Genomic DNA, 24,948 nt, shown 5'->3' with positions numbered 1-24,948 from the left:
AGGCAGATATCTTTCAACAAAATCTTTTCTGGGGATCATGACTCCTTAATTCGGGATGATGAAAACATCTTACTTTAATCTTACCTTTTCCCTGCATAAGATCATTTTTTTGATCAGAGATAAATAATCAGTAGTGATTATTATATTTTATTTAAATGAGCATAAACAATATAGCGGGAGAAAGTGTTAACAAGATAAACCTGTAACCGATAGATAAAAATATGACTCAAGCTACTCAGATTATCATTCATGCAGCAAGAATTGGCAACATTGAAGTACTTCAGGAAATGATCCGCCAAAAAGCAGATGTCAATACCAAAGATGAGCGCGGTTATACACCTCTTATCATTGCATGTTATAACAACCAATACCCAGCTGCAAAATTATTGTTGGAATCTGGTGCTGATGTAGATGCACAAGATCATGGAGGCAATACAGCTTTAATGGGCGTTGCATTTAAAGGATACAATGAAATAGCTAAACTTCTCATCAATCATGGTGCTGATTTAGACCGCCAACATGGCAATGGAGGAACAGCACTGATGTTTGCAGCCATGTTCGGTAGAAATGACCTTTTACAACTCCTACTGAATCATGGGGCAGATAAAAATTTACTTGATGTCCGCGGACTTTCTGTCTTTGACCTGGCCGCACAACAAGGTAATGAGACTGCTATAGCAATTTTAGAACACTAAATTGAAAATCACTTTAAAAAAGAATACCCGGCAATAACCGGGTATTTTTTTTTATGCTTATTTATTAAGCAGGAACTTTTCTAGGCTTTTCCCTATTCCAAAAACGATGCTGGGAAATAGCTTTAATAAATTGTTTAGCGAGGGAGGCCGCATGGCTTCCCATAATCAGCCCTTCTTCAAGCACTGTTTCTTCTGAAAATTCTTTAGGCAAATCTTTAGAGAAATAAGTTACTTTCAAAACTTCAATTGCCTTATCATCAGCAGCAATAGCTTTGCAATGTTTAAATGCTTCATTTAAAAAATGAATTGCATTTGCATCAACTTTCAATGTATCAATGCTATTAGTACCTCCTGGAACATAGACCGCATCGTACAATTCTGAGGCCGCAGTTAAAAAGCTCTCATCTACAGCAATTTCTGACTGATCAGCGGCTTTCAAAATACCAAGTCTCGGCGCGATTACCTGAACTACGCCACCTTCTGCAAGAATAGCAGATTTAACTGTGTTTAATGATTTGGCTTCAACCCCATCCGCTGCAAGTATGGCAATTTTACGGCTTTTGATACTTTCTTTTATGGTGTTTTCCATACTCAAAGCCGCAGATTTTTTAAGTTTTCCTTCAACTTGCAAAGGTTGATAATCTGCAGGATTACCATCAGCAGGAATACTATGATTTATTGGTTGTTCCGGAACTTTGGGTACTTTAAGACCAAGAGCAAAAGCTACCTTAGTAGCCAATTCTTCATCGACCATAGATAAAATACCAATCATCCGTTGACGTACAGCGACAGTTTTCACCTTACCCAATTCGAAGCTGAATGCATCAATCAAATGATTTTTCTCAGGATCAGACTGACTATTGAAAAATAACCGTGCCTGACTGAAATGATCAAAAAAGCTTTTACTTCTAGCGCGTATTTTTTTAGCATCAATGCGCTCCTGGTAAGAAGTAAATCCTCCATCAGCTGCTTTTACCTGCTGAGGATCATTTTGCCCCAATGAATTCGGCCCGTAACTGCTTTTCCCCTTGTTAATGGTTTGTCGCATATAGCCATCTCTTTGATTGTTATGCACAGGAACTACAGGGCGATTAATTGGAATCTCGTGGAAATTAGGCCCGCCTAATCGGATCAGTTGTGTGTCTGTATAAGAAAACAATCTTCCTTGCATTAAGGGGTCATTTGTAAAATCTATACCCGGTACAATATGCCCAACGTGAAAAGCTACTTGTTCAGTTTCTGCAAAGAAATTATCTGGATTCCGGTTCAGTGTCATTTTGCCAATGCGTTGTACCGGAACTAATTCTTCAGGAATAAGTTTCGTTGGATCAAGCAAGTCGAACTCAAAATTAAACTCATCTGATTCAGGCACAATCTGTACACCTAATTCCCATTCAGCAAATGCACCACTTTCTATAGCCTCCCAAAGATCCCTCCGATGGAAATCAGGATCTTTTCCAGAAATATTCTGTGCCTCATCCCAGGCAACTGAATGTACCCCAAGCAATGGCTTCCAGTGGAATTTCACAAAACTTGCTTCTCCTTTTTCATTGATAAAACGGAAGGTATGCACTCCAAATCCTTCCATCATACGTAAGCTTCTAGGGATGGCACGGTCACTCATCAGCCACATGATCATATGTGTAGATTCTGGCATCAATGAAATAAAATCCCAGAAAGTATCATGTGCAGATGCTGCTTGTGGCATTTCATTATCTGGTTCAGGTTTCACTGCGTGAACCAAGTCAGGAAACTTCATAGCATCCTGGATAAAAAATATCGGCATATTATTACCCACCAGATCAAAATTTCCCTCTTGAGTATAAAATTTAACGGCAAAACCCCGCACGTCTCTTGCAAGATCTGTAGAGCCTTTGGATCCTGCAACTGTAGAGAATCGCACGAATACAGGAGTTTCCGTTTCTGTATCATTCAAAAAGTTAGCTTTGGTAACGCTCGCCAGAGACTTATACAACTTAAATACTCCATGGGCACCTGATCCCCTTGCATGCACAATACGTTCGGGGATGCGTTCATGATCAAAATGGGTAATCTTTTCCCGGAGAATAAAATCTTCAAGTAAAGTAGCTCCCCGTTCTCCTGCCTTAAGAGAGTTCTGATCATCATTGATCTTTACACCATGATCAGTTGTCATCAGTTCTCCTGTTGCATCAGAAGTATGCATTTGAAGAGATTTAGTTTTTTCGTTTTCAGGCTGGTTTCCCGGTTTCACCTGAACATCTTTTTTTGCCATAAGTCAAAGTTTAATTGTAGGGGTAGAAATAGCTGATATATAAACTGGCTTAAACAAAAATTGTTTTAATTAATTCACTAATCAACTCTTTTACAGAATCTTAATAACTATCATGAAGATTGATTCAACAGCCCCTTAACCAAAGCCTTCCACTGGGGATAAGAGAAACCTACTTTTGCTCCCCAACCCACAAAAGTATTTCGGAGGTTATCCAATATGTTACCTGTATATGTATTGGGAATCTCATTGCGACCGTGCTCTTCTGCATATATCATATTGCCAATACGTTTCACCTGGAAAGTAGATGTTGCTTTTTCTGTTAAAAAATGTGCAGTATCTTGGCTTATTGTTAAAGGGTTTGTGGATGGCCTTGCAGTAATGCTCAACACCTCGGCATTATCTGATACCTCTGCGTTAATATCTTCAATAATTACCCAATCGTATCCTCCACCTGTATGAGTACCAGGACCGGGGATATCGATTCTAATATGATCTCCTCCAGTAGCTTTACGTTGAACCAGATTGCCATTCTCATCAGTCAAAAGGAATTCAGACATTGCCCCACCTGCTATTTCTGTCCAACGGTTTACATCCAAAAGACGTTCCTTTACCGTTTCAAAAAAGTGAACGGCCTCCATTTCGGAAGCCATTTCAATCTTTTCCACTGCATTCATTTCTGATCCTGTTTGTTGATCTGGCACATGTGCCGATCCTGGACTATTTTCATTACTATTTGTTTCCATATTTAACTTGGAGTCACAGTTTCAATACCTGTCCCGACATCATCAGCTTCTTGTTCTCCATTACTTTCTTCGGGAACAACCTCTTCTTCTTCCGAAGAATCCACTTCTTCATTATCTTTTACAGATTCATCTTCAACTTTTTCATTAGCCTCAGTTTTATCATTCGGCAAGCTTTCTTTCTGGGAATCTGGAGTCACCGTTTCAATCTGAGCCCCTGGATCATCAGTAGGCTTTGGATGTGGTTTGTTATTTGGATCATCAACATTATTCAAATTTTCCATACATAATTATTCTAGTCTATAATTTAACAGTTTATCACTGTGCATGTTTGCTTTTTTTTAAATCCATCTTGAGACAGCCTTAAAAAAGGCTGCTAACTTTCAGGATTTACAGACTTTTGGAAGAATTTAAATAAATAGATGTTTAGTAAAAATTGTGTATAACCATAAACTGCATCTTCAATTGGAATGGTAAGCAATCGGATATTTAAAAATTGTTTTGGATTATAATTTACAATGGGCGATTCTAAACCGGTACCAGTTAATACCCCATTAACCGGAAAAAAGCCTAACATTAGAATAAAAAATATTAGTGAAGCTTTTCCAATCCATTGAACACGAGCAAAAAAATGCAGATAAATTAAAGTTAGTGTCGTCACGAGGGCAGTAACAAAAGTATAGATCTTATCATAATGTAACAGACCTATTAAAACGCAAACGATCACACTAAAAAAAACAATAATAGTATTAAAGGCATTTGCCCAATCAAGGTTGAAAAATTTATCCAGGCAGAAATAGGTAAAAACACATGAAAAAGGAATGCAAATGAAAAACAACCACTCTTCAATAGGCAATCCAAAAAGGATCAATCCAGTAGTATAATTGGTATTAAACCACCACACTCCATGGGCATTAAACCATACATCCCAAGCAATAAAGGGGATGGCTGTTAACACACTGGCTTTAATAAAGGCCGGAAAATGCTTATTGAATTGAATTCTTTTGTCAAAAGAAAAAACAAAACAAATTATAACGGTCAAAAAATTAATCAACAAATAAGTATATGGTTTCATTCCTTTGATTTTTTATAATACATTCTGAAATATTTAAGAGGCACATACAAAAAACCAAAACATTCCCCATCCTCTTTACTTACATGTTTATGGTGTTGTTTATGCGCCCTGCGGATAGCAAGAAAATAAGGATTCTGAGTATTAGCAAACCACTTGACGCGTTGATGAATAAAAATATCATGTACCAGAAAATAAGCCATTCCATAAAGGGTAATCCCTAGCCCTATATAAAACAAGTAATTAAAATGACCCAATGAACCGTAATACATTAAAGCGATAGCAGGGCAAGCAAAAATCACAAAGAAAAAGTCATTATTTTCAAAAGGCCCTTCAGTACTATGGTCGTGATGATCTCGATGCAGAACCCATAATAATCCATGCATTATATACTTATGAATAAGCCAGGTAGCTCCTTCCATTAATACAAAAGTTATAAGTAAAATGAGAAAATTCATACTTGATTTTTTTCTTGGTTAAGTAATTCTTCCAGTACCTGATAACGATAGTTAAAAATCTCATCCAGCTTTTTCTTGACAACTAAGTTATGAACCATCGTTCCTACTACACCAAATGGCAATTCATATTCCACAGTATCTATCATTAATACGCCTTCGCTATTTGGTATAAATTCATGATAATGGTTCCACAATTTATAGGGTCCTTTCTGTTGAAAGTCAGTAAAGCTTTTTAGATGATCTACCTGGGTAATTTTTGTTTGCCAGTTTAGTGGGATACCTAAAAAAGGTGCAACAGTATAATTAATAATCATTCCCTCATATATCTCCTTGTTAGTTATTTCATGTAATATTCTAAAGTTCATATCTTTAGGTGTAATATGCAAAAGGTTATCTGGAGATGTAAAAAAATTCCAGACGCTTTCAATATCCTTATACAATTGTTGGCTTCGTGTTAGCTTATACCTCATTTTACTATATTTAAATAAGTACCAATATCATCCTTTTCAAAACAACAGACTTAATGTTATGGATATTCGATTGCACTATTTTTTTATCTTCATTTATTTTATTGCTATAACCTAAAAAAGAAGGACAGTTTAGCTGTACAGATAGTCGGACAAATCTAATTTCTGCATCATCAGGCCTGGATTTAACAGCCAATTCAATATTTTTTTTACCTTTTTTGAAAGTGCTTAGTTTTGAAATGGGGTTAATAGTATGCTTTGCCCATACGGCTTGAAATGCACCAAGATAAGCTATATGTAGGGCATCTGTATTTGTACTCAATTGCTTTATCATTGCCTGACAAATTTCTTTATCTGAAACAGCCTTCTCATAGTTAATTCTAATTTTCTCCAATTCCATACCTTTAGCTTTGAAAACCATGCAGATTGGAACAATAAATAAAATCAACACTTTGATGTGCCTCATAGTTTCGCCATTTTATACTTTATGTAACTACTCATTGCCAGGGAAAATTTTTGGCCATTATGAATACGTATCCTTTGATTCATAATTTTCTCTGCCGATGTATTCTTTATTTTTTTAAATAATGATAAATAATATTTGTAGGCCAGATACACACCAAATCTGGAAGAAGATGGCAATCTTCTGATCCCAATCAATGCATTTCTAAAATCTTCTTCTATCTCATTTTCAACTTGTAATTTAATTCTATTGTTGAAAACTTTCATGTCGATACTTGGGAAGTATGTACGACCTAAAATATGATAGTCATCTTTCAAGTCACGCAAAAAATTCACCTTTTGAAAAGCTGAACCTAATTTCATGGCATAAGGTTTCAGCATTTCAAACGTTTCTTTCTTATTTTCTGTAAACACTTGAAGGCACATCAAACCAACTACTTCAGCAGAACCTAAAATATACTCTTTATATAGATCTGAATTGTAATCGATTTTTTGTAAATCCATTTCCATACTATGTAGAAATTGTTCAATCAAAGCTTTGTCAATGTTGAACTTATTTACAGTTTCCTGAAAGGATTGTAAAATAGGGTTAAGCGAAATCTTTTCATCAATAGCATTCCAGGTTTCCGTTTTTAAACGTTGTAATAACCGCTCCTTGTCATAATCATGAAAGCTATCTACAATTTCATCAGCCAAACGTACATAACCATAAATAGCATATATAGCGGGCCGAATGGAAGGCTTTAGTGCGAGAATTCCTAATGAAAAACTAGTACTGTACTTTTCGGTAACCACTTTGCTTACTTTGTAAGCTAGTTCATCAAATAACTTTTTCATTCTTGTCCAATTTGAGGTTATTTACTTCATTTGCTACAATTTTACCAGAGATGATCGAAGGAGGAACGCCAGGTCCTGGTACCGTTAACTGACCAGTATAAAAAAGATTAGACAGGTGTTTGTTCTTGATACTAGGCTTCAAAACAGCCGTTTGTGAAAGTGTATTAGCCAGGCCATAAGCATTTCCACCGTAAGCATTATAATCCTTAACAAAATCGTTGATACAGTAACTTTTATTATAATCCAGTTTTGAAACTAAATCTTTTAGTCCGGTATGTTTTTCTAACCTTCTGATCATATCAAGCAAATAGCGTTCTCGAATCTGCTCATCATCAGCAAGTCCCGTTGCCAAAGGCATTAACAAAAAAACATTTTCATGGCCTTCAGGTGCCACATCAGGATCGGTTTTAGAAGGGCAACATGCGTAAAACAAAGGCTTTTCAGGCCATTTTTTATCTTCATAAATACTATGGATATGCTCATCAAAATCATTTTCAAAAAACAAAGTATGGTGTTTAAGATTAGGAATCTTCTCTTTAAATCCTAAGTAATAAATTAGACAAGAAGGAGCAAATGTCCGGCTTTCCCAATACTTATCATCATAATTCCGTAACTCAGGACTTAATAAATGCTCTGTATGATGATAGTCAGAAGATGCAATAATAGCATCAGATTCGATAAATTCTCCATTAACAATAATTCCTTTGGTAACTCCATTCTCTGTAACGATTTTTTCTACATTTTGATTAAAATGGAAAATAGCACCTTGTTCTTCTGCTACTTTTTTCATTGCCAATACCAACTGATAAAACCCTCCCATTGGATACCAGGTACCCAAAGCATATCCTCCATAGTTCATCAAGCTATAAAGCGCAGGAATATTTTTAGGTGATGCACCCAAAAAAATAACCGGGAACTCCATCAATGCTTTCAACATTGGATTCGAGAAATATTTACCAACATAAGTTCTAAAATCAGAAAGTAAATCCAATTTCAAAGCACTCAATGCTATTTTTGGAGAAACAAATTCCCACCAGCTATAACAGGGTTTACTTACAAAATCCCGCATTCCTATCTCGTATTTATACTTTGCAGATTTCATAAAAGCATCTAGTTTAATACCTGCACCTGTTTCGAAAGTTTCAAACAGATGTTTTAATTCTTCATATGATTCAGGAACCGCAATAAGCCCATCTCTAAAAATCATTTCGAACTGAGGATTAAGGCATATCAGATTATAAAAATCCGCAGCTGTATGTCCGAAATCCTGAAAAAAATTATCTATAATATCTGGCATCCAATACCAACTTGGCCCCATATCAAATACATATCCATTCTCTGTTTTAAATTGCCTTGCTCTACCTCCAGGCTGAGCATGTTTCTCATACACCTGAACATTATTACCAGCCTTTGCCGCATAAGCTGCAGCTGAGAGGCCAGAAATCCCAGCCCCGATTATTACTATGTTTTTTTTTGAATTTGGCGACTGCATATATAATTATGTAAGTTGACTATAAGCTATATCTACAAGATGAGGAAGGTCTAAATTTTTAGAGTATATGGGTTCATGGAAATGCTCCAGCTTCTGAAGTAAAACAATCAACTTTAATTTTTCAGGATAGCTAAGATTTCCAGTAACAATCTTAGTGGCCTGCCTGATTTTTTCCATAATCTGTGCTAATGCCTCTATTCCTTTTTCGGTAATCAGAATAATTTTACTGCGTTTATCTTCCAAGGAATTGCTTTGTTGAACCCAACCATGCTTAATAAGTCGATTGATAATTTGCATACCTACAGTTTTGTCCTGAATATTCTTTCTAATCAACTCCATTTTCGTCATAGCACCGAAAGCCTTCAAATTGATTAGATATATAAAATCTTCCTGCGTAGAAAAATCGGAACTGTAAATAGCCGATTTAGAATAATTTTTTGCATACCTATTCATATGCACAATTAAGGTATTAATGGCACTTTCTGGACTTCTTCCTTTGTCCTTCCCCTCCCAATCAGGTTCTTCAATTAAATCTTCCAGCCGCTTTTCGCTATCATAAATCCATCGTTTAAAACCGCCTAAATCTTTTGAATAAGATTTGGCTTCAACTTTTTCATCAAATCTTTCAATAAGTTCAATAACTTCTTTTACAAGTTGGTAATTCATAAATGGGGAATAAACAATTCAATTAAATAGTATTAAAAAATACTATATACAACAATTTAAAGTACAATAATAAACTAATTTATTTAAAAAAGGTATAATTCTTGCACTTTCTAATAATGGTTTAGATTAAAAAAGTTATACACTCCAGTCCGGAAATAGTAGATATTGGTGTGGGCGGACCATAAACAAAAATAGCAGGGTGGATTACCTGCTATGATTTATTAAGAATATTAAAATACTTCAATTAATATATAGAAGCAACTTGCTTTGCATACATTTTAAGCTGCAATTTCAATAATTGTCTTGCTACATGTATTCGAGTTTTAACTGTTCCAATTGGAATATTTAATTCTTCAGCAATTTCATGGTATTTATAACCTTCGAAATATTTTAAAAATGGAACCGAATATTCAGATTGAAGTGTACCCATAGCTTTATGAATATCGTCCATAACGAATTTACCTTCCCCCAAATTCATTGTGGCGCTTTTTTTAAGTTGCTGAGCACTTAAATCGTCTGTCACTGTAAGAATACTCTTTCTACGTCCATTTCTTCGATAATCATTGATAAAAGTATTTCTCATAATGGTATATAACCATCCACGAAGATTAGTTCCTTCCCGATAAAGTTTATGGTATCGGATTGCTTTAATGATTGTGTCTTGAACCAAGTCATTAGCATCTTCTGTATCGCCCGTAAACTTCATTGCAAAGTTCTCCAGGCAAGATCGGTGATTGCAGATTTCATTGTTTAGATTAATCGTACTCATAGGGATATTGTAAGGTTAATAAATTAATGTCTTCAGTCACACACTTGACAAAACATATACCAAAAGCCTAATAAACTACCCTTTTTAAGCCATTTAATATTAAATAAATTATTTTCAAACAATTTCATTTTAACAGATGTTGTTCTTTCCCTTTAAAAGGAAAAAGCCGGTTAAAAGCAGTTAAAAAAAACTTTGTGTCTACTAGATCAGACAACGCTTTTTATTTTTATAAAGCATCATATAGAGGGATTTTCCTGAACAGAAGCATTTTCCGGATTTCACTTCAATTTCCTTTGTGGTCACTGAATAATTTGAGGTTTCATTATGTATTATACCTTATGACAAAGTCTTTAAGCGTAAATAAATTTGCAAGAGCGCTCCCCATAGTATTATTAAAATAAGTGTAAACGGTCTTTCCTTCAGCTAACCAGTCATTAATATAACCTGCATATTCATACAGAAAATCATCTGCATAAGTCCCTCTGTAGCTTCCATCCGGGCCATGAAAACGCAGATAAACAAATGGAAGTTCACTATCTAATACTGGAGTAACTGCCTTCGGCATATCCTGAATTACCATCCCCATATCATATACCTTCAGCATACGATAAATTTCATCATTATAGAGCGAAATATGCCTAAACTCCAGCGCGATATTCCAATGTTTTCGGGGATCACATTCACGCAAGACAGCCATAAGGAATCCCAACTGTTTGATCTGCCCAATCCGCACACTTGGTGGAAATTGCACCAGTAAACAACCTCTTTTTTCAGACACCTGATCAATCACCTTAAAAAAGTGTTTCACTGACTCAGGATCAAAGCTCAATCCTTTCTGATGAGTAATATCTTTAGAAAATTTAAAGGTAAACCTAAAACCTTCTGGTACATCTTTCGCCCATTTAGCAACAGTTGCAGCCATAGGCACTTTGTAAAAAGAACTATTAATTTCGATACTATTTATCATTGAAGCATAAAAACAAAGTCGACTCTTGTCTTTAAATTCTTCAGGGTAAAACAGTTTATTTCTTACAGGGAGCAGTAAGCCACTTGTACCGGAGTAATAACCTGGCAGTTCCTTTTCCATCAAAATTAGATTATCTTAAATTTATCTAGTTGCTACGCTACTTTTAACACATGAAATGTCTCGTTGTTTTTATGTACTGAGTACATCTTTTTTTAAGACATTTTTGAACAAATTAACTGTTCAGCAAAACAAAAGTACGATCAAAGTGGTTCTAAACACAGACATTAACCTTTAAAAACAAATAACATGGGAAATCTACTTTATACCATCGCAGTCATTTTGGTCATCATATGGGCCATTAGTTTCTTTGGCGGTTTTTATACTGGCGGAATCATTCACACCTTAATCGTCATTGCAATCATAGCAGTTATTCTTGGCGTAATCAGAAGAGCCACATAATCATTAAGAAAACCAGGCTAATGAATAATGCATAGCCTGGTTTTCCTCAAATTCATAATACGCTCTGCAAAAACTTCAATCAATAAATGGTTTATGTAATATTTCGAGTTGCCCGTTTCACAATCTTTAATGTATTTTCATTTTTATTATTTTCTACCCAGGAATTGCAAAGTTTGGTAACCCATTCTGGTTTGCTTTTACCAGCATCATTTAACCAGTTACCAACTGAGAGCTGTACATAAGCGGATGTATCAGATTTTAAAGGTTCGAGTAAAGCTAAGGCGATTTCTGGTTTATCCTTTAATAATGCGATATGTTTACACCATACACCGCATGGACGGGTGGCCTCTGTACTGAAGCGTCGGATATTTTCATCATCAGAAACTGTCCATTCTACAAGAATCCTTATGCTTTCTGATAAATTTTCATCAATATCATTGCGCATGGCCATCCATGCTAACTCTCGAACCCCAAAATGACGATCTGCTGCAAAAGGACGTATCGCTATAAATTTCGAATGAATATCAAGAGATTTATCTAACCCAACCATATATACAGCCCAGCATCTTACACTATCAGAATGATGAGATGCCAGGTAATTAAACAATCCCTGATCTCGATTTTCATGTGTTGCCAGTAAGAGTGCAGTTCCAATTTCAACAATAAGGGTTTTTACACTCGGCGACTCTAACCTCTCGATTTCCCTTTTCACAAAATTTAGAAAATACGGGTATCCGGCAAGCACATTTTCGATCAATTCTATGTGATCAACTGCCAACCATTCTGTTAGGTTAACACTTTCAAGAGTCCCTTTGTTCAATTCAACAAGCACCTCTTTAGGTATATGTTCTGGTTTTGAAGCACCTTTCCTGCTCAATAAGTTATCCATTTATTTTTTCTCTTTGATGAATGTAATTAGAAATGCTAATTTCGGGAGCTGATCCATACAAAACAATAATGGACAAAATTGTCCCAACCATTTGTAAAATCATCTTCATATGAAAACTAAACTCCGTGTATCTGAAAATAAAACTTGTCCTTTGGAGCATGCGGTTAACACGATCAGTGGCAAATGGAAGATTCCTATTGTATGGCATCTTAATCAAGGGATAAAAAGACCTGCTGATTTTTTCATGCATATTGCTGATATGAACAGAAGGGTACTTAGCAGGCAGTTAAAGGAATTAGAGGAAAGTGGTATTATTTTCAAGACTATTATAAGGCAAAAACCTCTTGAGGTGGAATATCAATTAACTACCTCAGGTAATCAATTGGTTGCAGCATTATGGAAACTAAATGACTGGGGTAACAATTTGCTTGACAACCAATTAATTATAGCAAAACAACAAATACTTGAATGAAGACATCCATTACAACACTTCTATTCTTAATGTCTTTTAATTGGTAGGAGCCGTTAATAGTTTGGCCCGGCCAACAACAATGGCAACGGTAAATCCAGTGTTAATTTACCCTCCCGACTTCTAGGTATTTTTCTTAACGACTTCTACCATATGATCTATATCAAACGGTTTTTCAATATAGTCATCAGCTTTACATGCTGTAGCCTTTTCAGACAAGTTAGCAGATGTTGAGGTCAACACCGCAGAAACATCCTGCGTATCAGGATGAGACTTTAATTCCTCAATAACCACAGATCCTTTCTTTTTCCCCTTGATGTGCTCATCCACAACAACTACATCAGGATCAATCTCATCAAGTTTCTCTATAGGCTCAGTTGTCAGTGACGCCGTAACCTCAAACCCTTCCTCTTCTAATACCTGATCCATAATATCAAGTATATCTTCATTATCCTGAATAAGGACAACTTTCTTCTTCATAACTGCAGATTTATTATTAGTAAATGTATGAAAAGTAACTAATATTTCCAGTAGTAAGCTTGTGTTAAAATTTAACTTAACTTCGAAGCAGATTTGAAAAAAACACCCTACTATTAAAATTACTATAGTTCAAATTCACCAAAAAAAATCCCCCTATGAAAACATTTATTTGCCTTACTGTATTATTCTTTACCGCCGCCAGTTTCATCTCTGTACATGCACAATCTGTTCAGCTTTATTTAGCCATAATAAAAGCAAAAAACAATACTAATCACAAGGGGATATTGCAAAAAGTTGATTCTAGTAGCGTAATCATTACTTCTGAAAAAGGAATCGAAACTATTCCTTTTCAGTTTATAAAATCAATCAAAATTCGAGTACCTAAGAAAAGTTACGAAATAAAGAACTTTACTCCTAATACGAATAAAAACACAAAGTATAAGCTAAATGGCGAAGGTAAATTCGTTGATGAATGGGGAAATGAAGAACCTTCTTTAACAGACATAAAAGATAATCTTATCGCTTCCGTACTTGGTAACCTACTTATTAACAGTGCTGCATTGCCTTTCAGTAAGATTAACCCCAGTGTAAGTAAATTTAAAATAAATTATGATAAAGCCAGTTTTACCAGTCAGCTAAATGAATTATCATATTACTCGATTTATTATCAGGCAAACCCAGATATACCTACAGAATTGCGTAAATTAAAGGAAATGTCGTCAAAATTTAAACAATAAGAATATAAATCATTGAATAGTAAGCCCAATTAGAATAACCGATAATATTATTTCTAATTTAATCCACTTGCACCAATGCTTGGATGCTGCATATTCACCTCAAAAGGTTTTTTACTTTTTTTCTGAACATTAGAAATTCTATAACAGAACATACTAAATAAAATATGGAGAAGCACAACAGTGTTTTTACTGGAGTGGGAGTAAAGTCATATTGATAAATATCCATTGAAACATTTATAGCCAAAAAAACAACGCAACTGAGCGGAATTCCTGAAAATGTAAGAAACGACATCAAATAACTATTCTTAATCTTTTCAATTTGATTTAGAAAAACAGAGAAAGAACCAGAAACCATTACAACAAGATAGATCATTGAAAAACCAAGGTTTAACAAAATATCCATAAAATTAAAAAACCTTCCTAAAATAGTGGCATCAGCAGGCTGTAATTCAGCAATAACGATTCTGTACAGCATAAACAGCACAATAATTAGCAGAAGGTTAACTACCCAAAACCTAAATAAAATTCTCCTCATATCTTATATTAATACCTGGTTACGCGCCAAGATAAAATGTTCTAAACAGGTTATTTATATATCTGGATATATTTGATCGCCCTCACCTTATGAATAGTTTTCTTATCATAACTTACACCATTAGATTCAGTAAAGGTGGCTGAATTAGCTGATGTTCCACCAAAAAGTTCAGATGAAGCCCAGTATGGAGACCAACCTCTGTCGTCTGATTCAGCAAAGCCAATCCCACCTACTTTCTTTAAATATTCACTTAATGAGATGTTGCTTCCATTCTCCTCTATTCGAACTGCAAACAATTCCTGCATTTCTGTAGGAGAGGGAAAATACCAGCCTCCTGTACCGTTTTTATTCTTATCAGCACACCATTTAAAAGCAGGATACTTACTTTCCCAACCTGGTAGTGCCTGAATAGCCTTTTGGTTATTTAAACCATTTTTTAAGTCTTTAATGTTCGTTTCTACATACTCAGTTGACCAGGCTAAATCTGCCTCATCCAAAGAAACTGCCATGGCAAACATACTACCAGACAAGGTCACTACTTTATAGATGATACCAGTCTCAGCTCCAACTTCATAACGGTCCCCTACTTTATAAAACTTTATTTCCTCAATTTCTTTCTTTTTTTTACAACTTGAAATCGAAAACGTCAAAATAAATAAACACCACAACCCTATACAAAACAGTCTATTCATGTAATTCAAAATTAAAATTTATAAAAAGTGCTCCCAAGACAATTAAATTGTACTCATTAATTATAAGCGTAAAAATAAGAAATATGTTCCCAATCAAAAAAAAGAGAACTCTGCAAAGATCCTAAAAGTTCACCATGTTTGTTTATGTTAAAGTACCGAACTTTGAAAGTCAATTCTATAATACCTGTGATATGGAACATAACGAGACCAAGCGTTCTGCGCAAATAACCGAACAATACTTTGCTTTTTTAGATCAGCATGTTGAAGATGTTGCCAACGGCAATGCAACTGACTTTCTGGAGTTAAATCAAATTGCTAACGCATTACACATTACCCACTCCCATCTTTCCGACAGCTTGCAAAAATCGACCGGACATCACCCCTGCCATTTCTATGACCTGAAAATTATTGAAAAAGCAAAATCACTTTTAAAAGAAACCGACTTATCGATTGCTTTCATTGCTAAAAGCCTTACCTACGACCCTTCTAATTTCTCTAAATTCTTTAAAAAATTCACTGGACAAACTGCGGGCGAATTTAGAAAGCAACAAAAACTCACCAGTTTAAAAGTTCCCAAAAGTTCACCATGATATAAATAAATCACTTCCAGACCTTAGTATGATTCAAAAACCAATAAACATACCTAACATGGAAAGAAACGATTTAAAAGGAAAAGTAGTTTTAATTGCAGGAGCTGCAAAAAATCTTGGCGGATTATTGAGCCGCAGCTTTGCATCAAAAGGTGCAAAAGTAGCTATCCACTACAATAGTAACAGTACAAGGGCTGATGCGGAACAAACATTGGCAGATATTAAAAATGCAGGCGGTGAAGCATTCTTGTTTCAGGCAGACTTAACTAAAATAGAAAACATTACAAAGCTTTTTCAAGCCACAAAAGAAAATTTCGGGGGCATCGATATTGCCATTAATACAGTCGGAATGGTTTTGAAAAAACCTTTCCTGGAAACCACAGAAACAGAATACGACAATATGTTCGATATCAATTCAAAAGTGGCTTACTTCTTTATCCAGGAAGCGGGGAAACATTTGAACGACAATGGAAAAATAAACACTATTGTAACCTCCCTTCTGGCCGCTTACACCGGACTCTATTCTACGTATGCAGGTGCAAAAGCACCAGTAGAACACTTTACAAGAATGGCCTCAAAAGAATTCGGCAGTCGTGGGATTTCAGTTACAGCAGTTGCACCAGGCCCAATGGATACCCCATTTTTCTACGGACAAGAAGCACCAGAAGCAGTTGCCTACCACAAATCTGCATCAGCACTAGGTGGTCTCACCGACATTAAAGATATCGCTCCACTAGTAGAATTCTTAGTTACTGATGGATGGTGGGTTACCGGACAGACCATTTTTGCAAACGGTGGTTACACAACAAGATAAAATATCTTTATCTTTTACAAAGGCAAATGACAACATCAATTGCCTTTGTAAACAACTAAAAACAAATCTTATGATATTAAAAATTATGAATTCCATCCTTATCCTTGTAGCTGTAGCAATGGGCTTAAAACAAGGCTGGGCAATGCTCTCGGGCAAGCCCGAAATGCTGGAAATGTTCAGCAAATGGAACTTTTCTAAAACCGCAGTAATGGTAAACGGAGCAATTACCATCATCGCTGCACTAATGATCTTGTTTCCTAAAACATTTGTCTGGGGAAATTTCCTAATGGCAGCAGGCATTTTAATGATTATTTGTTTATCTCTTTTAGATAAAGACCTAAAAGGCGTAGCCATTGAACTTCCTTTCTTGCTACTCAATCTGGTAATCATTTATTTGCAGCATCCACTATCCAAGCTCCATTAAAATTAAAAGTTTTCAACTATATTAAGGATGTACCAGAAGCTGTAAAGTTTTATGAGTAAATTTTCATAGCTGAGCAGTCACATCAATGATGGTAAACGGGAGCTAAACTTTGATGAATTCAATAGCTAGGACGTTAAAAAGAAAATGCATAAACTTGATGAAGTAATTGAAATGATTAGGCAGTCCTTTCCACTCAGGAGAAAGACCAAATTATTGCCTGGGCAAAAGGACTTAAAGCTGTTATTAAGTAATTGAGTTTTGAAAAACGAACATAGTATGCAATCTGAAGAACATTATACCAATAGAAGTGGCTGGTTAAGAGCAGCCGTTTTAGGTGCCAACGACGGTATTCTTTCCACAACCAGTTTGGCCATTGGCATCGCAGCTGCCAGCACCACACGCGAACCAATTGTTTTGGCAGCTTTAGCAGGACTGGTTGCTGGCGCTTTATCCATGGCTGCCGGAGAATACGTTTCGGTAAGTTCACAATCAGACATAGAAATTGCCGATTTAACCAGAGAAAAAACTGAGCTAAAAAACACGCCTGATCTGGAGTTAAAAGAATTGGCAGATATCTATCAACAGAGAGGAGTTGAAGAAAAATTGGCTATGCAGGTTGCTATACAACTTACGGCACATGATGCGTTGGGTGCGCATGCAAAGGATGAACTGGGTATCAATGAAATTACCCAGGCAAAACCTATGCAAGCGGCTTTAGCTTCAGCAGCTTCATTTGTTATAGGTGGCATACTTCCAATGCTGGTTTCTATCTTTGCACCGTTAAATCTTATGGTTATTTACCAATACGGGCTTTCTATTGTATTTTTAGCCATATCAGCCTTTATTGCTGCAAAAGCCGGTGGATCAAATATTATCAAAGCTGTTATCAGAATTTGTTTCTGGGGCACAGCTGCCATGGCAATAACTGCCGCTGTAGGCTACCTTTTTGACGTTAAAACGGTATAACAATTATTAAATCAACACGATTCAGCACACTTTACCCTAAATTAAATAAAAATAGAAAATTATACAGTTGAAAATACGCTAAACTAAAAGTAACTTCATCGGGAAAAATTTTAATCATCTCATTTTTCTAAATTCAATTTTTATTTACTCATTTTCCTGTTTTAAAAATATCAGTAAAATTGGTCTTTCGTAATTACAAAGGTTTTTCGAGACCTTGTTCCAAGCCCCATCGTTGGTTAAGCATATTTCTTAAAAAGTCATCAAAACTCCATCCAATCCTGCGTGCTGCTATTGCCGTGAGACTATCCTGATCCGAACGATGCGGTCGGGATGCGCCTGTCATATTAGGTTTCATGTTCAGATCAAATAGGAAAAAATTTCCTACTGAGTCTGCCCGGCAATCAATCCTTATTACGGCTCTAGCTTGAACAAGACGGGCAGCGGCCTTGCACATTTTCATTACACTTTGAACATAAGGTTCCAACACTTCAGCGTCTTCCATAACGACACTATTTTGCGTAACCGCCACAATACCATTGTACGGCGCTATTCCATCCTTATGATTCATTCTTTTAACCGGAGGCAGACACCAATATCCTGGTTTTGACACATCTGATCCGTTAATTTGGTACTTGCCAGGTGGCATTACACTAATGGTGATTTCCTCCCCTGGCAAAAACTCCTCTACATATACCATGTCCCCAAATGTTGCGGCTTCAAACATTCCTTGGAGCACACTTAGCATTTCTTTTTCAGACGAAACTAGCTTGACTCCCTGACTACCTCTGCCACGTATGGGCTTCACAACAAGCGGAAAAGATAAATCGATTTTAAGCTGATCTATTTTTTCGCCACTGATTAACCTATATGCAGGTATTTTTAGTCCCTTATTACTTAGCAATAAATTCGTTTTAATTTTGTTGTCGTACGTATCTACAACAGAAGGAATCTGACCCACTACTGAAAGCCTTTTTTAATAAATATTTCTATAGGATGGTTTCTGTAAAGAACAGTATTGAGCCAGAAAGTATCTGCACCGAAATCTATCGCTTGTTGTATTCCCTCCTCAGTATCGGGAAATACCCAATCTAGATCAGTGAGTACATCTGGTTGTGCAATTGGAAAGATAACATTAAAACCTTGCTTCTTTAAAGAAAATGCAATATCCGCACCACTGTCGGCATAGCCACCTTCCTTAGTGGGGTTTTACAATTCCATCTACTACTGGAACTGGATTTTTCTGATATAGAATTGCTATTTTCATTTGAAATTACAAATAATCCTGCCTGATTGGAGTAAACACATCCAATACCTCACCAGGTTCTATGATCTGGATACTATGTTCCACATTTGCCGGTATTGAATAGCTATCGCCAGTGGTCAATTCATACTCCTCACCTCCAAAGCTTAAGATATACTTGCCAAATAACACATATCCGCTTTGTTCATTTGGATGCTGATGAAAAGGCACATTATCAGTTTTTTTATATAACATCTTAGCGACCATTGAATCATTTCCAATAGAAAGAACAACGAAATCCACACCCAGGAACTGCCTAGGTACACCATTTTCTTGTTTTACAACATTTTTCATTTGACAGGTTTAATTGTTAAGTAATAGTTCCATTTGAATATTGCATCGGGCATAAGGTGTTGATCTTCCTACAACTTTTTTGAAGCCCAGTTTATGATAGAGGTTGATCGCTGGCTTCAGTAAGGTATTGCTCTCCAGGTAGAGTTTTGACGCTCCAAGATTCTTTGCTTCACTTACCACTGCCTGCCCCAGCAACCAGCCAATGCTTTTACCTTGTACATCGGGAGAAACGGCCATTTTTGCCATTTCATACTGGTAATCAGGATCGTCCATCTTTATCAGTGCACATACACCGACTGGTTGTTCATTATATAATGCCACAAAGATTTTCCCTCCTTTATCAAGTATATAAGATTTTGGATTGTCCAATGCTTTATTGTCCGCTTCCTCAATTTCGAAATAGGTAGAAATCCATTGTTCATTAAGCGATTTAAAAGCAGCCTGATACTCTTCCTTATAGGAAACGATCTGAACATCTTTACTCTCACGAAGCTTGCGCTGGTCCTGCACTCTTTTAAATAGTGATTTTTGATCTAAAAGAAATTCCCACTCTGCCAATGCTTCCCACAAGTTATTCCGGGCTTCATTGATGATCCCTTCTATTGCAACATCAACATCTGCTAGTTGCAGTGTCAATTTATCAGAAAATGATTTACCTTTTTCAGTTAGCGCCACCACATTACGACGTTTGTCAGAGGATTCCTGATTTTCCTTAACCAGCCCCGCATTTGTCATTTCCCTTACAATCTTACTCACAGAGGGCTGAGAATGTCCAATTTGAACTGCGATCTCTGTAATGGTTTTTTCGACACCCTGAGCCAATACAAAGAACACCGGAAACCATTTTGGTGCAAAATCGAGACCATACCATTTGTAAATTTTAGCCGCATCATCGGTAATCATAGAACTAAACAACCTCAAGCGACTTCCCAAGGCAGATTTGCCAGTTTTCTCAAATATCTCCATTTATCATCACTATTTACATAACTAGTTATGTAAAACTAGAAATTGTTTTTGAACAATGCAAATATTAAAACATAAGTTGGTCAAAATTATAAAGAAAAGGATGTATTGATACAATGTTTCTTTCTATGACCTAGCGTTATCGTTTCCGAAAATTAATAACTAATTTTATACTCACATAATTGTACATATGCAAGTGAATACACCAGATGTTTCAGCGGCACCTTTGATAGAATATTTCGAAAGGTTAATTCTACTTGATAATAATGAAAAACAATTGGTGAGGGATTTTTTCAAACCCCGTCTTTACCGAAAAAAACAATATGTTTTGCAGGAAGGCGATCAATGCAATCAGATGAACTTTGTTGTGCGCGGCTGTTTGCGGATGTATAAAGTTGATGATAAAGGGAATTCCCACATTATACAATTTGCCGCAGAAAACTGGTGGACGCTTGACATCGGCAGTTTTCACAGTAGAAATCCATCGGAATTAAGCATCGACGCTCTTGAGGATACCATGGTCTTGCAGATCAGCTATGATAACCTAATCTCATTATATACCCAGGCCCCAAAGTTCGACCGGATTTTTAGGGTACTTATTGAGAACAGTTACGTAGGATTACAAAAAAGAATGCTGCAAACGATCAGTTCGACAGCAGAAGAGCGTTACGAACTTTTCACAGAGACTTATGCACATCTGTCAAATCGCCTCCCTCAAACTCAGATTGCGGCTTTTCTAGGAATTACACCTGAATTTTTAAGCCGACTTAGGAATAAGCGTGTAAGATCTTAAACCAGATCAATAGTATTTCTTGATGTAGTTCATTGGTACAAGCTCTTACTTTAGCTGAGATTTGTATTATCAATTTATACATCAATATTAAAGAAATACATCATGACAACAAATCAAACAGTAGCCGTTATAGGGCTGGGAAACATTGGACAGGCAGTGGCAGCCAATCTTTCAAAATCTGGCCGGGTTTTCATAGCTGCAGATAGAAATTTAGAAAAAGCAAAAACTTTCTCTGAACAATGTGGAGCAAATGCAAAGCCAAGGGATATTGCTTCAGCGGTAAAGAACGCAGGTATCGTTATACTATCCATTCCTTTTGAAGCTATCGCGGATTTTCTAAAAGATTACAAAAAAGATCTGGAGGGCAAAATTATCATTGATCCCTCTAATCCAATCGCACCGGACGAAAATGGTGGCTTCAAGAAAATAATTGATTCAAATGCCTCTGCGGGACAAATCAATTCAGCTCTCCTTCCAAATGAAGCAAAGCTGGTAAAAGCCCTGGGTACATTAGGTGTAGCATCTCTTACTGAAGCTGCCTATCAATCTCCGGAAAAAGCAGTATTGTTTTATGCAAGTGATGATAAATCAATTGATACTGAGGTCGAAAAACTTATCCGCGACAATGGTTTTCAGGCTCTCCGCATCGGCGGTATCGATCAGTCTATTCGTATAGAAGTATTCGGTGACCTGCATGAGTTTGGTGCACTTGGAAAAACTGTAAATTTATCAGAAGCAAAAACAAAGATTTAATTTTTAACAGAAATAAACGCAAATGAAAAAACTAATTTTAACATTGATATGTCTATCATTTGCCCCGTTCATATTCGCCCAGACAGCTAGTTTGGGCAAATATGAACTTAAGGCAAACCAGGTTTCATTACATGAAGTAAAAATCGACGGCAAACGTGCTGTGAGCATAACCAAAGATTCAACGGTATCAAAATTCGATGAACCTACTTTTGCCCGGCTGGCAGGCACCGAATTTAAAAATGGCACCATTGAAGTTAAAGTATTGAGCAGGCTGCTTAAAACAGCGCCTGAATTTGCCCGTGGTTTTATTGGTGTAGCCTATAGAATAAACGATGACAATTCTACATACGAAAGTATCTATTTGCGTCCGACCAATGCACGGTCTGAAGATCAGGTACGGCGAAACCACTCGGTCCAGTATTACGCCTATCCGGATTATAAGTTTGATAGATTGCGTAAAGACGCTCCTGAACAATATGAATCCTATACCGATATGGAACTGAACAAATGGATCACACTCCGTATTGAAGTGGAAGGTAACCAGGCTAAATTATATTTAGATAACCGAGAACAGCCATCAATTTTTATCAACTCACCGAAAAATATAATACCTAAAAGCGGAGGTATAGGACTATGGGTCGATATTGGTACAGAGGGATATTTCACAGATCTAAAAATTACTAAAAAAGATTAATGTATGGGCAAGCATTAACTTATCTGCCGAATAAAATAAAGTACCAGATTACTGGTCATTTTAAGTTAATGATCACGTAGTGAAAAAAGAAATGCTTATTGGGGAGTTATCAACTTCGTTTTTCAGCAGACTGAGTAATAAAATCTTAAAAAGCTATCTGATTTCTATGCAAAATCAGATTCCGATGTAAAGTAAACAATTATTGGTTCGATTTTTCAAAACAAATGGATTTTCGACGGTGAAACAACCCCTGAAGTAAATTAAACAGCACTCCTTACCACATTAACAACAGGTTAAAACATAAAAAAACGGAGTAAAAACTTTTAAAATTTTCACTGCGGTGAATTACTCACCCAAGCACTGAACTCAAAAGAAATTACGATGATTTGAAGAAAATAGCCATTATGTATACCAGAGAATATTCAGGATTAATTCCACTTTTATATCTAGTACACTGTTTTTGATGTGTATAAAAATCAAATTTTATCTCTATCAGGGAAACTAATAAATGAGTTTATCTTTTGCAGAGATATTTTGATAGAAAAATAACAAATTCTATAACCTATTTTACAGTGTATTTTAACTTAAATCAATTAGGCATTCCTTCAGGGCCCTTAATTTCAATGAGTATGTCTAAACGCAGATAATTGTGAAGATGAAAGTCAGTCCAACAATATTCTTCATCATTCCTTTAAAAATAAAAGCATGAAAAGGTAAAACTGCATACCAATATAATCTACCTGTAAGACCTAAAGGTCGAAAAGTCGCAGTTTGTATAAACCTATTTTCATTATCTATTTTAAATTCAAGCCAGGCTTCACCTGGCAATTTCATTTCTGCATACAACAATAACCGTCCATCTTTTTTATCCGCAAGAATTACTCTCCAGAAATCAATTACACTTCCAGTCGATATCGTATTGGAATTTGTTCTTCCCCTTTTCAATCCTACTCCTCCGAATAATTTATCCAGGAAGCCCCGAATACCCCAAAGCCAATTTGCATAATACCATCCTGTTTCGCCACCTATGACCCAAACATTCTTTAGTACCCGCTCCCGATCATCTACTTTCATTGATCTTACATCTTTAAAACAGCCTTCCAGGGGAACTTCAATGAGTTTTTTAAACCGATCTGGATAGACATATCCATTCATCGCATCCCGCCAGCTTGATATGACCTGACATTGTTCTATTTTATCAAAAGCCAATTCGATAGATTGCTCATAAGTAATGGGGTTAATATTTAATCTTTCCTGCAGATCGTTTGGCTTTGCCACCACATCAACCTTCATACTCTCTACCAAACTGCCAGCCAAAGGATAAGAAACTGAGGTCACAAAATATAGCCAATAAGAAGAAAGCTTTGGTGTCATTAACGGGACTGTAAAAATCCATCGCTTAAGTCTCCTCACTTTAGCGAAACGCAAAAGAATAGCCTTGTAAGTAATCACCTCGGATCCACCGATATCATATGTTTTATTGAAAGCATAATCTTGCATCAGCACACCTTCAAGAAAATAAAGTACATCACGAATACCAATGGGTTGACAACGCGTATTTATCCACTTAGGTGCAATCATCACAGGGAGTTTTTCTACAAGATCCCTGATAATTTCAAAACTCGCACTTCCCGAACCTACAATAATCCCCGCCCTTAAAGTAGTTAAAGCATACATATGCGATTGTAAGGCTTCCTCAACACTCAAACGTGAATTTAGATGTTTCGACAAATTCTTACCATTTACAATTCCACTTAGGAAGATAACTTGTTTTGTGGATGTACGTTCTATGATGCTCTTAAAATTATTTGCGGTCGACAGCTCAGCTTCGGAAAAATCACCCTTTGTTGCCGACATAGAATGCATAAGGTAATAGGCAACATCAATAGCTGTAGGTATATGGTAAAGACTTTCTTTATTCAGGAAATCAACTTCAACAACTTCCAAATCGAACCTGGCATATTTACTTTTATCAAATCGGCTTTTATCCCGAACGCAACAAATCACCTGATGCCCATTTTCAAGCAAAATAGGAAGTAACCGCTGAGCTATGTAACCTGTAGAACCTGTTAACAATATCCTCATACTTAAATATACGTTAAAAGCCGGAATAATAATCGCGTTTCATAAAAATGAAGATGGTTCAGGTTCTTCTTCAAAATGATATTTGTATCCAACCTAATTGGATTTAGCTATTTCACAGCAAATAGCTAACAA

Annotated in this window: 30 protein-coding genes; 11 read left to right on the top strand and 19 right to left on the bottom strand. The window is 36.1% G+C overall.

The features are described from left to right. The first annotated feature begins 221 nt into the window (after positions 1 to 221). Positions 222 to 695, top strand: a complete 474-nt coding sequence (locus WC623_RS18415; protein ID WP_372853795.1) for an ankyrin repeat domain-containing protein — start codon at positions 222 to 224, stop codon at positions 693 to 695. A gap of 64 nt (positions 696 to 759) precedes the next feature. On the opposite strand, the gene WC623_RS18410 is transcribed toward WC623_RS18415, so the two are convergent. The 12 genes from WC623_RS18410 to WC623_RS18355 form a co-directional block, all read right to left on the bottom strand. Beyond that, positions 760 to 2,949 (bottom strand): catalase, encoded by a 2,190-nt coding sequence (locus tag WC623_RS18410; RefSeq protein WP_372853793.1) that lies wholly within the window; start codon positions 2,947 to 2,949, stop codon positions 760 to 762. A 110-nt stretch (positions 2,950 to 3,059) separates the two neighbouring features. Next, positions 3,060 to 3,692 (bottom strand): hypothetical protein, encoded by a 633-nt coding sequence (locus WC623_RS18405; RefSeq protein WP_372853791.1) that lies wholly within the window; start codon positions 3,690 to 3,692, stop codon positions 3,060 to 3,062. A gap of 2 nt (positions 3,693 to 3,694) precedes the next feature. Continuing rightward, positions 3,695 to 3,973, bottom strand: coding sequence for a hypothetical protein (locus WC623_RS18400; protein WP_372853789.1), 279 nt, complete (start codon positions 3,971 to 3,973; stop codon positions 3,695 to 3,697). 92 nt (positions 3,974 to 4,065) lie between these two features. Then, a complete protein-coding gene (locus WC623_RS18395; protein ID WP_372853787.1) occupies positions 4,066 to 4,764 on the bottom strand; it encodes a lycopene cyclase domain-containing protein in 699 nt (232 codons plus the stop codon). After that, positions 4,761 to 5,219 carry a beta-carotene hydroxylase gene (locus WC623_RS18390; protein WP_372853784.1) on the bottom strand — a complete coding sequence of 153 codons (459 nt, stop codon included), beginning with the start codon at positions 5,217 to 5,219 and terminating at the stop codon, positions 4,761 to 4,763. The genes WC623_RS18395 and WC623_RS18390 overlap by 4 nt, the downstream gene beginning before the upstream one ends. Next, a complete protein-coding gene (locus WC623_RS18385; protein ID WP_372853782.1) occupies positions 5,216 to 5,689 on the bottom strand; it encodes a hypothetical protein in 474 nt (157 codons plus the stop codon). Before WC623_RS18385 ends, WC623_RS18390 begins: the two co-directional genes overlap by 4 nt. 10 nt (positions 5,690 to 5,699) lie before the next feature. Next, positions 5,700 to 6,152: a hypothetical protein gene (locus tag WC623_RS18380; RefSeq protein WP_372853780.1), complete on the bottom strand. Its 453-nt coding sequence runs from the start codon at positions 6,150 to 6,152 to the stop codon at positions 5,700 to 5,702. Then, positions 6,149 to 6,985: a phytoene/squalene synthase family protein gene (locus WC623_RS18375; protein ID WP_372853778.1), complete on the bottom strand. Its 837-nt coding sequence runs from the start codon at positions 6,983 to 6,985 to the stop codon at positions 6,149 to 6,151. The genes WC623_RS18380 and WC623_RS18375 overlap by 4 nt, the downstream gene beginning before the upstream one ends. Then, a complete protein-coding gene (locus WC623_RS18370; protein ID WP_372853776.1) occupies positions 6,969 to 8,477 on the bottom strand; it encodes a phytoene desaturase family protein in 1,509 nt (502 codons plus the stop codon). Before WC623_RS18370 ends, WC623_RS18375 begins: the two co-directional genes overlap by 17 nt. A 6-nt stretch (positions 8,478 to 8,483) precedes the next feature. Continuing rightward, positions 8,484 to 9,143 (bottom strand): MarR family winged helix-turn-helix transcriptional regulator, encoded by a 660-nt coding sequence (locus tag WC623_RS18365; RefSeq protein ID WP_372853774.1) that lies wholly within the window; start codon positions 9,141 to 9,143, stop codon positions 8,484 to 8,486. A gap of 244 nt (positions 9,144 to 9,387) precedes the next feature. Beyond that, positions 9,388 to 9,912, bottom strand: a complete 525-nt coding sequence (locus WC623_RS18360) for an RNA polymerase sigma factor (protein ID WP_372853771.1) — start codon at positions 9,910 to 9,912, stop codon at positions 9,388 to 9,390. 322 nt (positions 9,913 to 10,234) lie between these two features. Further along, a complete protein-coding gene (locus WC623_RS18355; protein ID WP_372853769.1) occupies positions 10,235 to 10,999 on the bottom strand; it encodes a DUF72 domain-containing protein in 765 nt (254 codons plus the stop codon). Between the two features lie 186 nt (positions 11,000 to 11,185). On the opposite strand from WC623_RS18355, the gene WC623_RS18350 reads away from it, so the two are divergent. Then, a complete protein-coding gene (locus WC623_RS18350) occupies positions 11,186 to 11,338 on the top strand; it encodes a lmo0937 family membrane protein (RefSeq protein WP_372853767.1) in 153 nt (50 codons plus the stop codon). Between the two features lie 91 nt (positions 11,339 to 11,429). Here the strand turns inward: WC623_RS18350 and WC623_RS18345 are convergent, their stop codons facing one another. Further along, positions 11,430 to 12,227: a DNA alkylation repair protein gene (locus WC623_RS18345; protein WP_372853765.1), complete on the bottom strand. Its 798-nt coding sequence runs from the start codon at positions 12,225 to 12,227 to the stop codon at positions 11,430 to 11,432. A gap of 109 nt (positions 12,228 to 12,336) precedes the next feature. Between WC623_RS18345 and WC623_RS18340 the strand changes: the two genes are divergently transcribed. After that, on the top strand, positions 12,337 to 12,699 hold the full coding sequence (locus WC623_RS18340) for a winged helix-turn-helix transcriptional regulator (RefSeq protein WP_372853763.1): 363 nt from the start codon (positions 12,337 to 12,339) through the stop codon (positions 12,697 to 12,699). A gap of 120 nt (positions 12,700 to 12,819) precedes the next feature. Here the strand turns inward: WC623_RS18340 and WC623_RS18335 are convergent, their stop codons facing one another. Further along, positions 12,820 to 13,176, bottom strand: coding sequence for a two-component system response regulator (locus tag WC623_RS18335; RefSeq protein ID WP_372853761.1), 357 nt, complete (start codon positions 13,174 to 13,176; stop codon positions 12,820 to 12,822). Positions 13,177 to 13,331: 155 nt separating this feature from the next. Here WC623_RS18335 and WC623_RS18330 point away from each other — a divergent pair, with 155 nt between their 5' ends. After that, the gene (locus tag WC623_RS18330; protein WP_372853759.1) at positions 13,332 to 13,913 is read left to right on the top strand and encodes a hypothetical protein; all 582 of its coding nucleotides are present in this window, start codon (positions 13,332 to 13,334) and stop codon (positions 13,911 to 13,913) included. A gap of 585 nt (positions 13,914 to 14,498) precedes the next feature. Here WC623_RS18330 and WC623_RS18325 read toward each other — a convergent pair. Beyond that, complete coding sequence (locus WC623_RS18325; protein ID WP_372853757.1) at positions 14,499 to 15,140, bottom strand: hypothetical protein; 642 nt, start codon at positions 15,138 to 15,140, stop codon at positions 14,499 to 14,501. Between the two features lie 191 nt (positions 15,141 to 15,331). On the opposite strand from WC623_RS18325, the gene WC623_RS18320 reads away from it, so the two are divergent. From WC623_RS18320 to WC623_RS18305, 4 genes are all read left to right on the top strand, one after another. Next, on the top strand, positions 15,332 to 15,730 hold the full coding sequence (locus tag WC623_RS18320) for a helix-turn-helix domain-containing protein (protein WP_372853756.1): 399 nt from the start codon (positions 15,332 to 15,334) through the stop codon (positions 15,728 to 15,730). 58 nt (positions 15,731 to 15,788) lie between these two features. After that, complete coding sequence (locus WC623_RS18315) at positions 15,789 to 16,544, top strand: SDR family oxidoreductase (RefSeq protein WP_372853754.1); 756 nt, start codon at positions 15,789 to 15,791, stop codon at positions 16,542 to 16,544. A 70-nt stretch (positions 16,545 to 16,614) separates the two neighbouring features. Further along, positions 16,615 to 16,968, top strand: a complete 354-nt coding sequence (locus tag WC623_RS18310; protein WP_372853751.1) for a DoxX family protein — start codon at positions 16,615 to 16,617, stop codon at positions 16,966 to 16,968. 276 nt (positions 16,969 to 17,244) lie between these two features. Then, positions 17,245 to 17,934: a VIT family protein gene (locus WC623_RS18305; protein WP_372853749.1), complete on the top strand. Its 690-nt coding sequence runs from the start codon at positions 17,245 to 17,247 to the stop codon at positions 17,932 to 17,934. 193 nt (positions 17,935 to 18,127) lie between these two features. Here WC623_RS18305 and WC623_RS18300 read toward each other — a convergent pair whose 3' ends face one another. From WC623_RS18300 to WC623_RS18290, 3 genes are all read right to left on the bottom strand, one after another. After that, positions 18,128 to 18,892 (bottom strand): ATP-grasp domain-containing protein, encoded by a 765-nt coding sequence (locus WC623_RS18300; RefSeq protein ID WP_372853747.1) that lies wholly within the window; start codon positions 18,890 to 18,892, stop codon positions 18,128 to 18,130. A 312-nt stretch (positions 18,893 to 19,204) separates the two neighbouring features. Further along, positions 19,205 to 19,528 carry a cupin domain-containing protein gene (locus WC623_RS18295; RefSeq protein ID WP_372853745.1) on the bottom strand — a complete coding sequence of 108 codons (324 nt, stop codon included), beginning with the start codon at positions 19,526 to 19,528 and terminating at the stop codon, positions 19,205 to 19,207. 9 nt (positions 19,529 to 19,537) lie between these two features. Beyond that, positions 19,538 to 20,494 (bottom strand): GNAT family N-acetyltransferase, encoded by a 957-nt coding sequence (locus WC623_RS18290; protein ID WP_372853743.1) that lies wholly within the window; start codon positions 20,492 to 20,494, stop codon positions 19,538 to 19,540. A 187-nt stretch (positions 20,495 to 20,681) separates the two neighbouring features. On the opposite strand from WC623_RS18290, the gene WC623_RS18285 reads away from it, so the two are divergent. The 3 genes from WC623_RS18285 (at position 20,682) to WC623_RS18275 (ending at position 22,731) form a co-directional block, all read left to right on the top strand. After that, positions 20,682 to 21,284, top strand: a complete 603-nt coding sequence (locus tag WC623_RS18285) for a Crp/Fnr family transcriptional regulator (RefSeq protein ID WP_372853741.1) — start codon at positions 20,682 to 20,684, stop codon at positions 21,282 to 21,284. 102 nt (positions 21,285 to 21,386) lie between these two features. Next, positions 21,387 to 22,037, top strand: a complete 651-nt coding sequence (locus WC623_RS18280) for an NADPH-dependent F420 reductase (RefSeq protein ID WP_372853739.1) — start codon at positions 21,387 to 21,389, stop codon at positions 22,035 to 22,037. Positions 22,038 to 22,059: 22 nt separating this feature from the next. Next, positions 22,060 to 22,731 carry a hypothetical protein gene (locus WC623_RS18275; RefSeq protein WP_372853737.1) on the top strand — a complete coding sequence of 224 codons (672 nt, stop codon included), beginning with the start codon at positions 22,060 to 22,062 and terminating at the stop codon, positions 22,729 to 22,731. Between the two features lie 633 nt (positions 22,732 to 23,364). Here WC623_RS18275 and WC623_RS18270 read toward each other — a convergent pair. Continuing rightward, positions 23,365 to 24,816, bottom strand: coding sequence for an SDR family oxidoreductase (locus WC623_RS18270; protein WP_372853735.1), 1,452 nt, complete (start codon positions 24,814 to 24,816; stop codon positions 23,365 to 23,367). Positions 24,817 to 24,948: the final 132 nt, after the last annotated feature.

The sequence above is a fragment of the Pedobacter sp. genome (assembly GCF_041645105.1).
GTDB lineage: Bacteria > Bacteroidota > Bacteroidia > Sphingobacteriales > Sphingobacteriaceae > Pedobacter.
The sequence above is the reverse complement of the archived record's forward strand: the minus strand, read 5'-3'. Positions and strand labels throughout refer to the sequence as shown.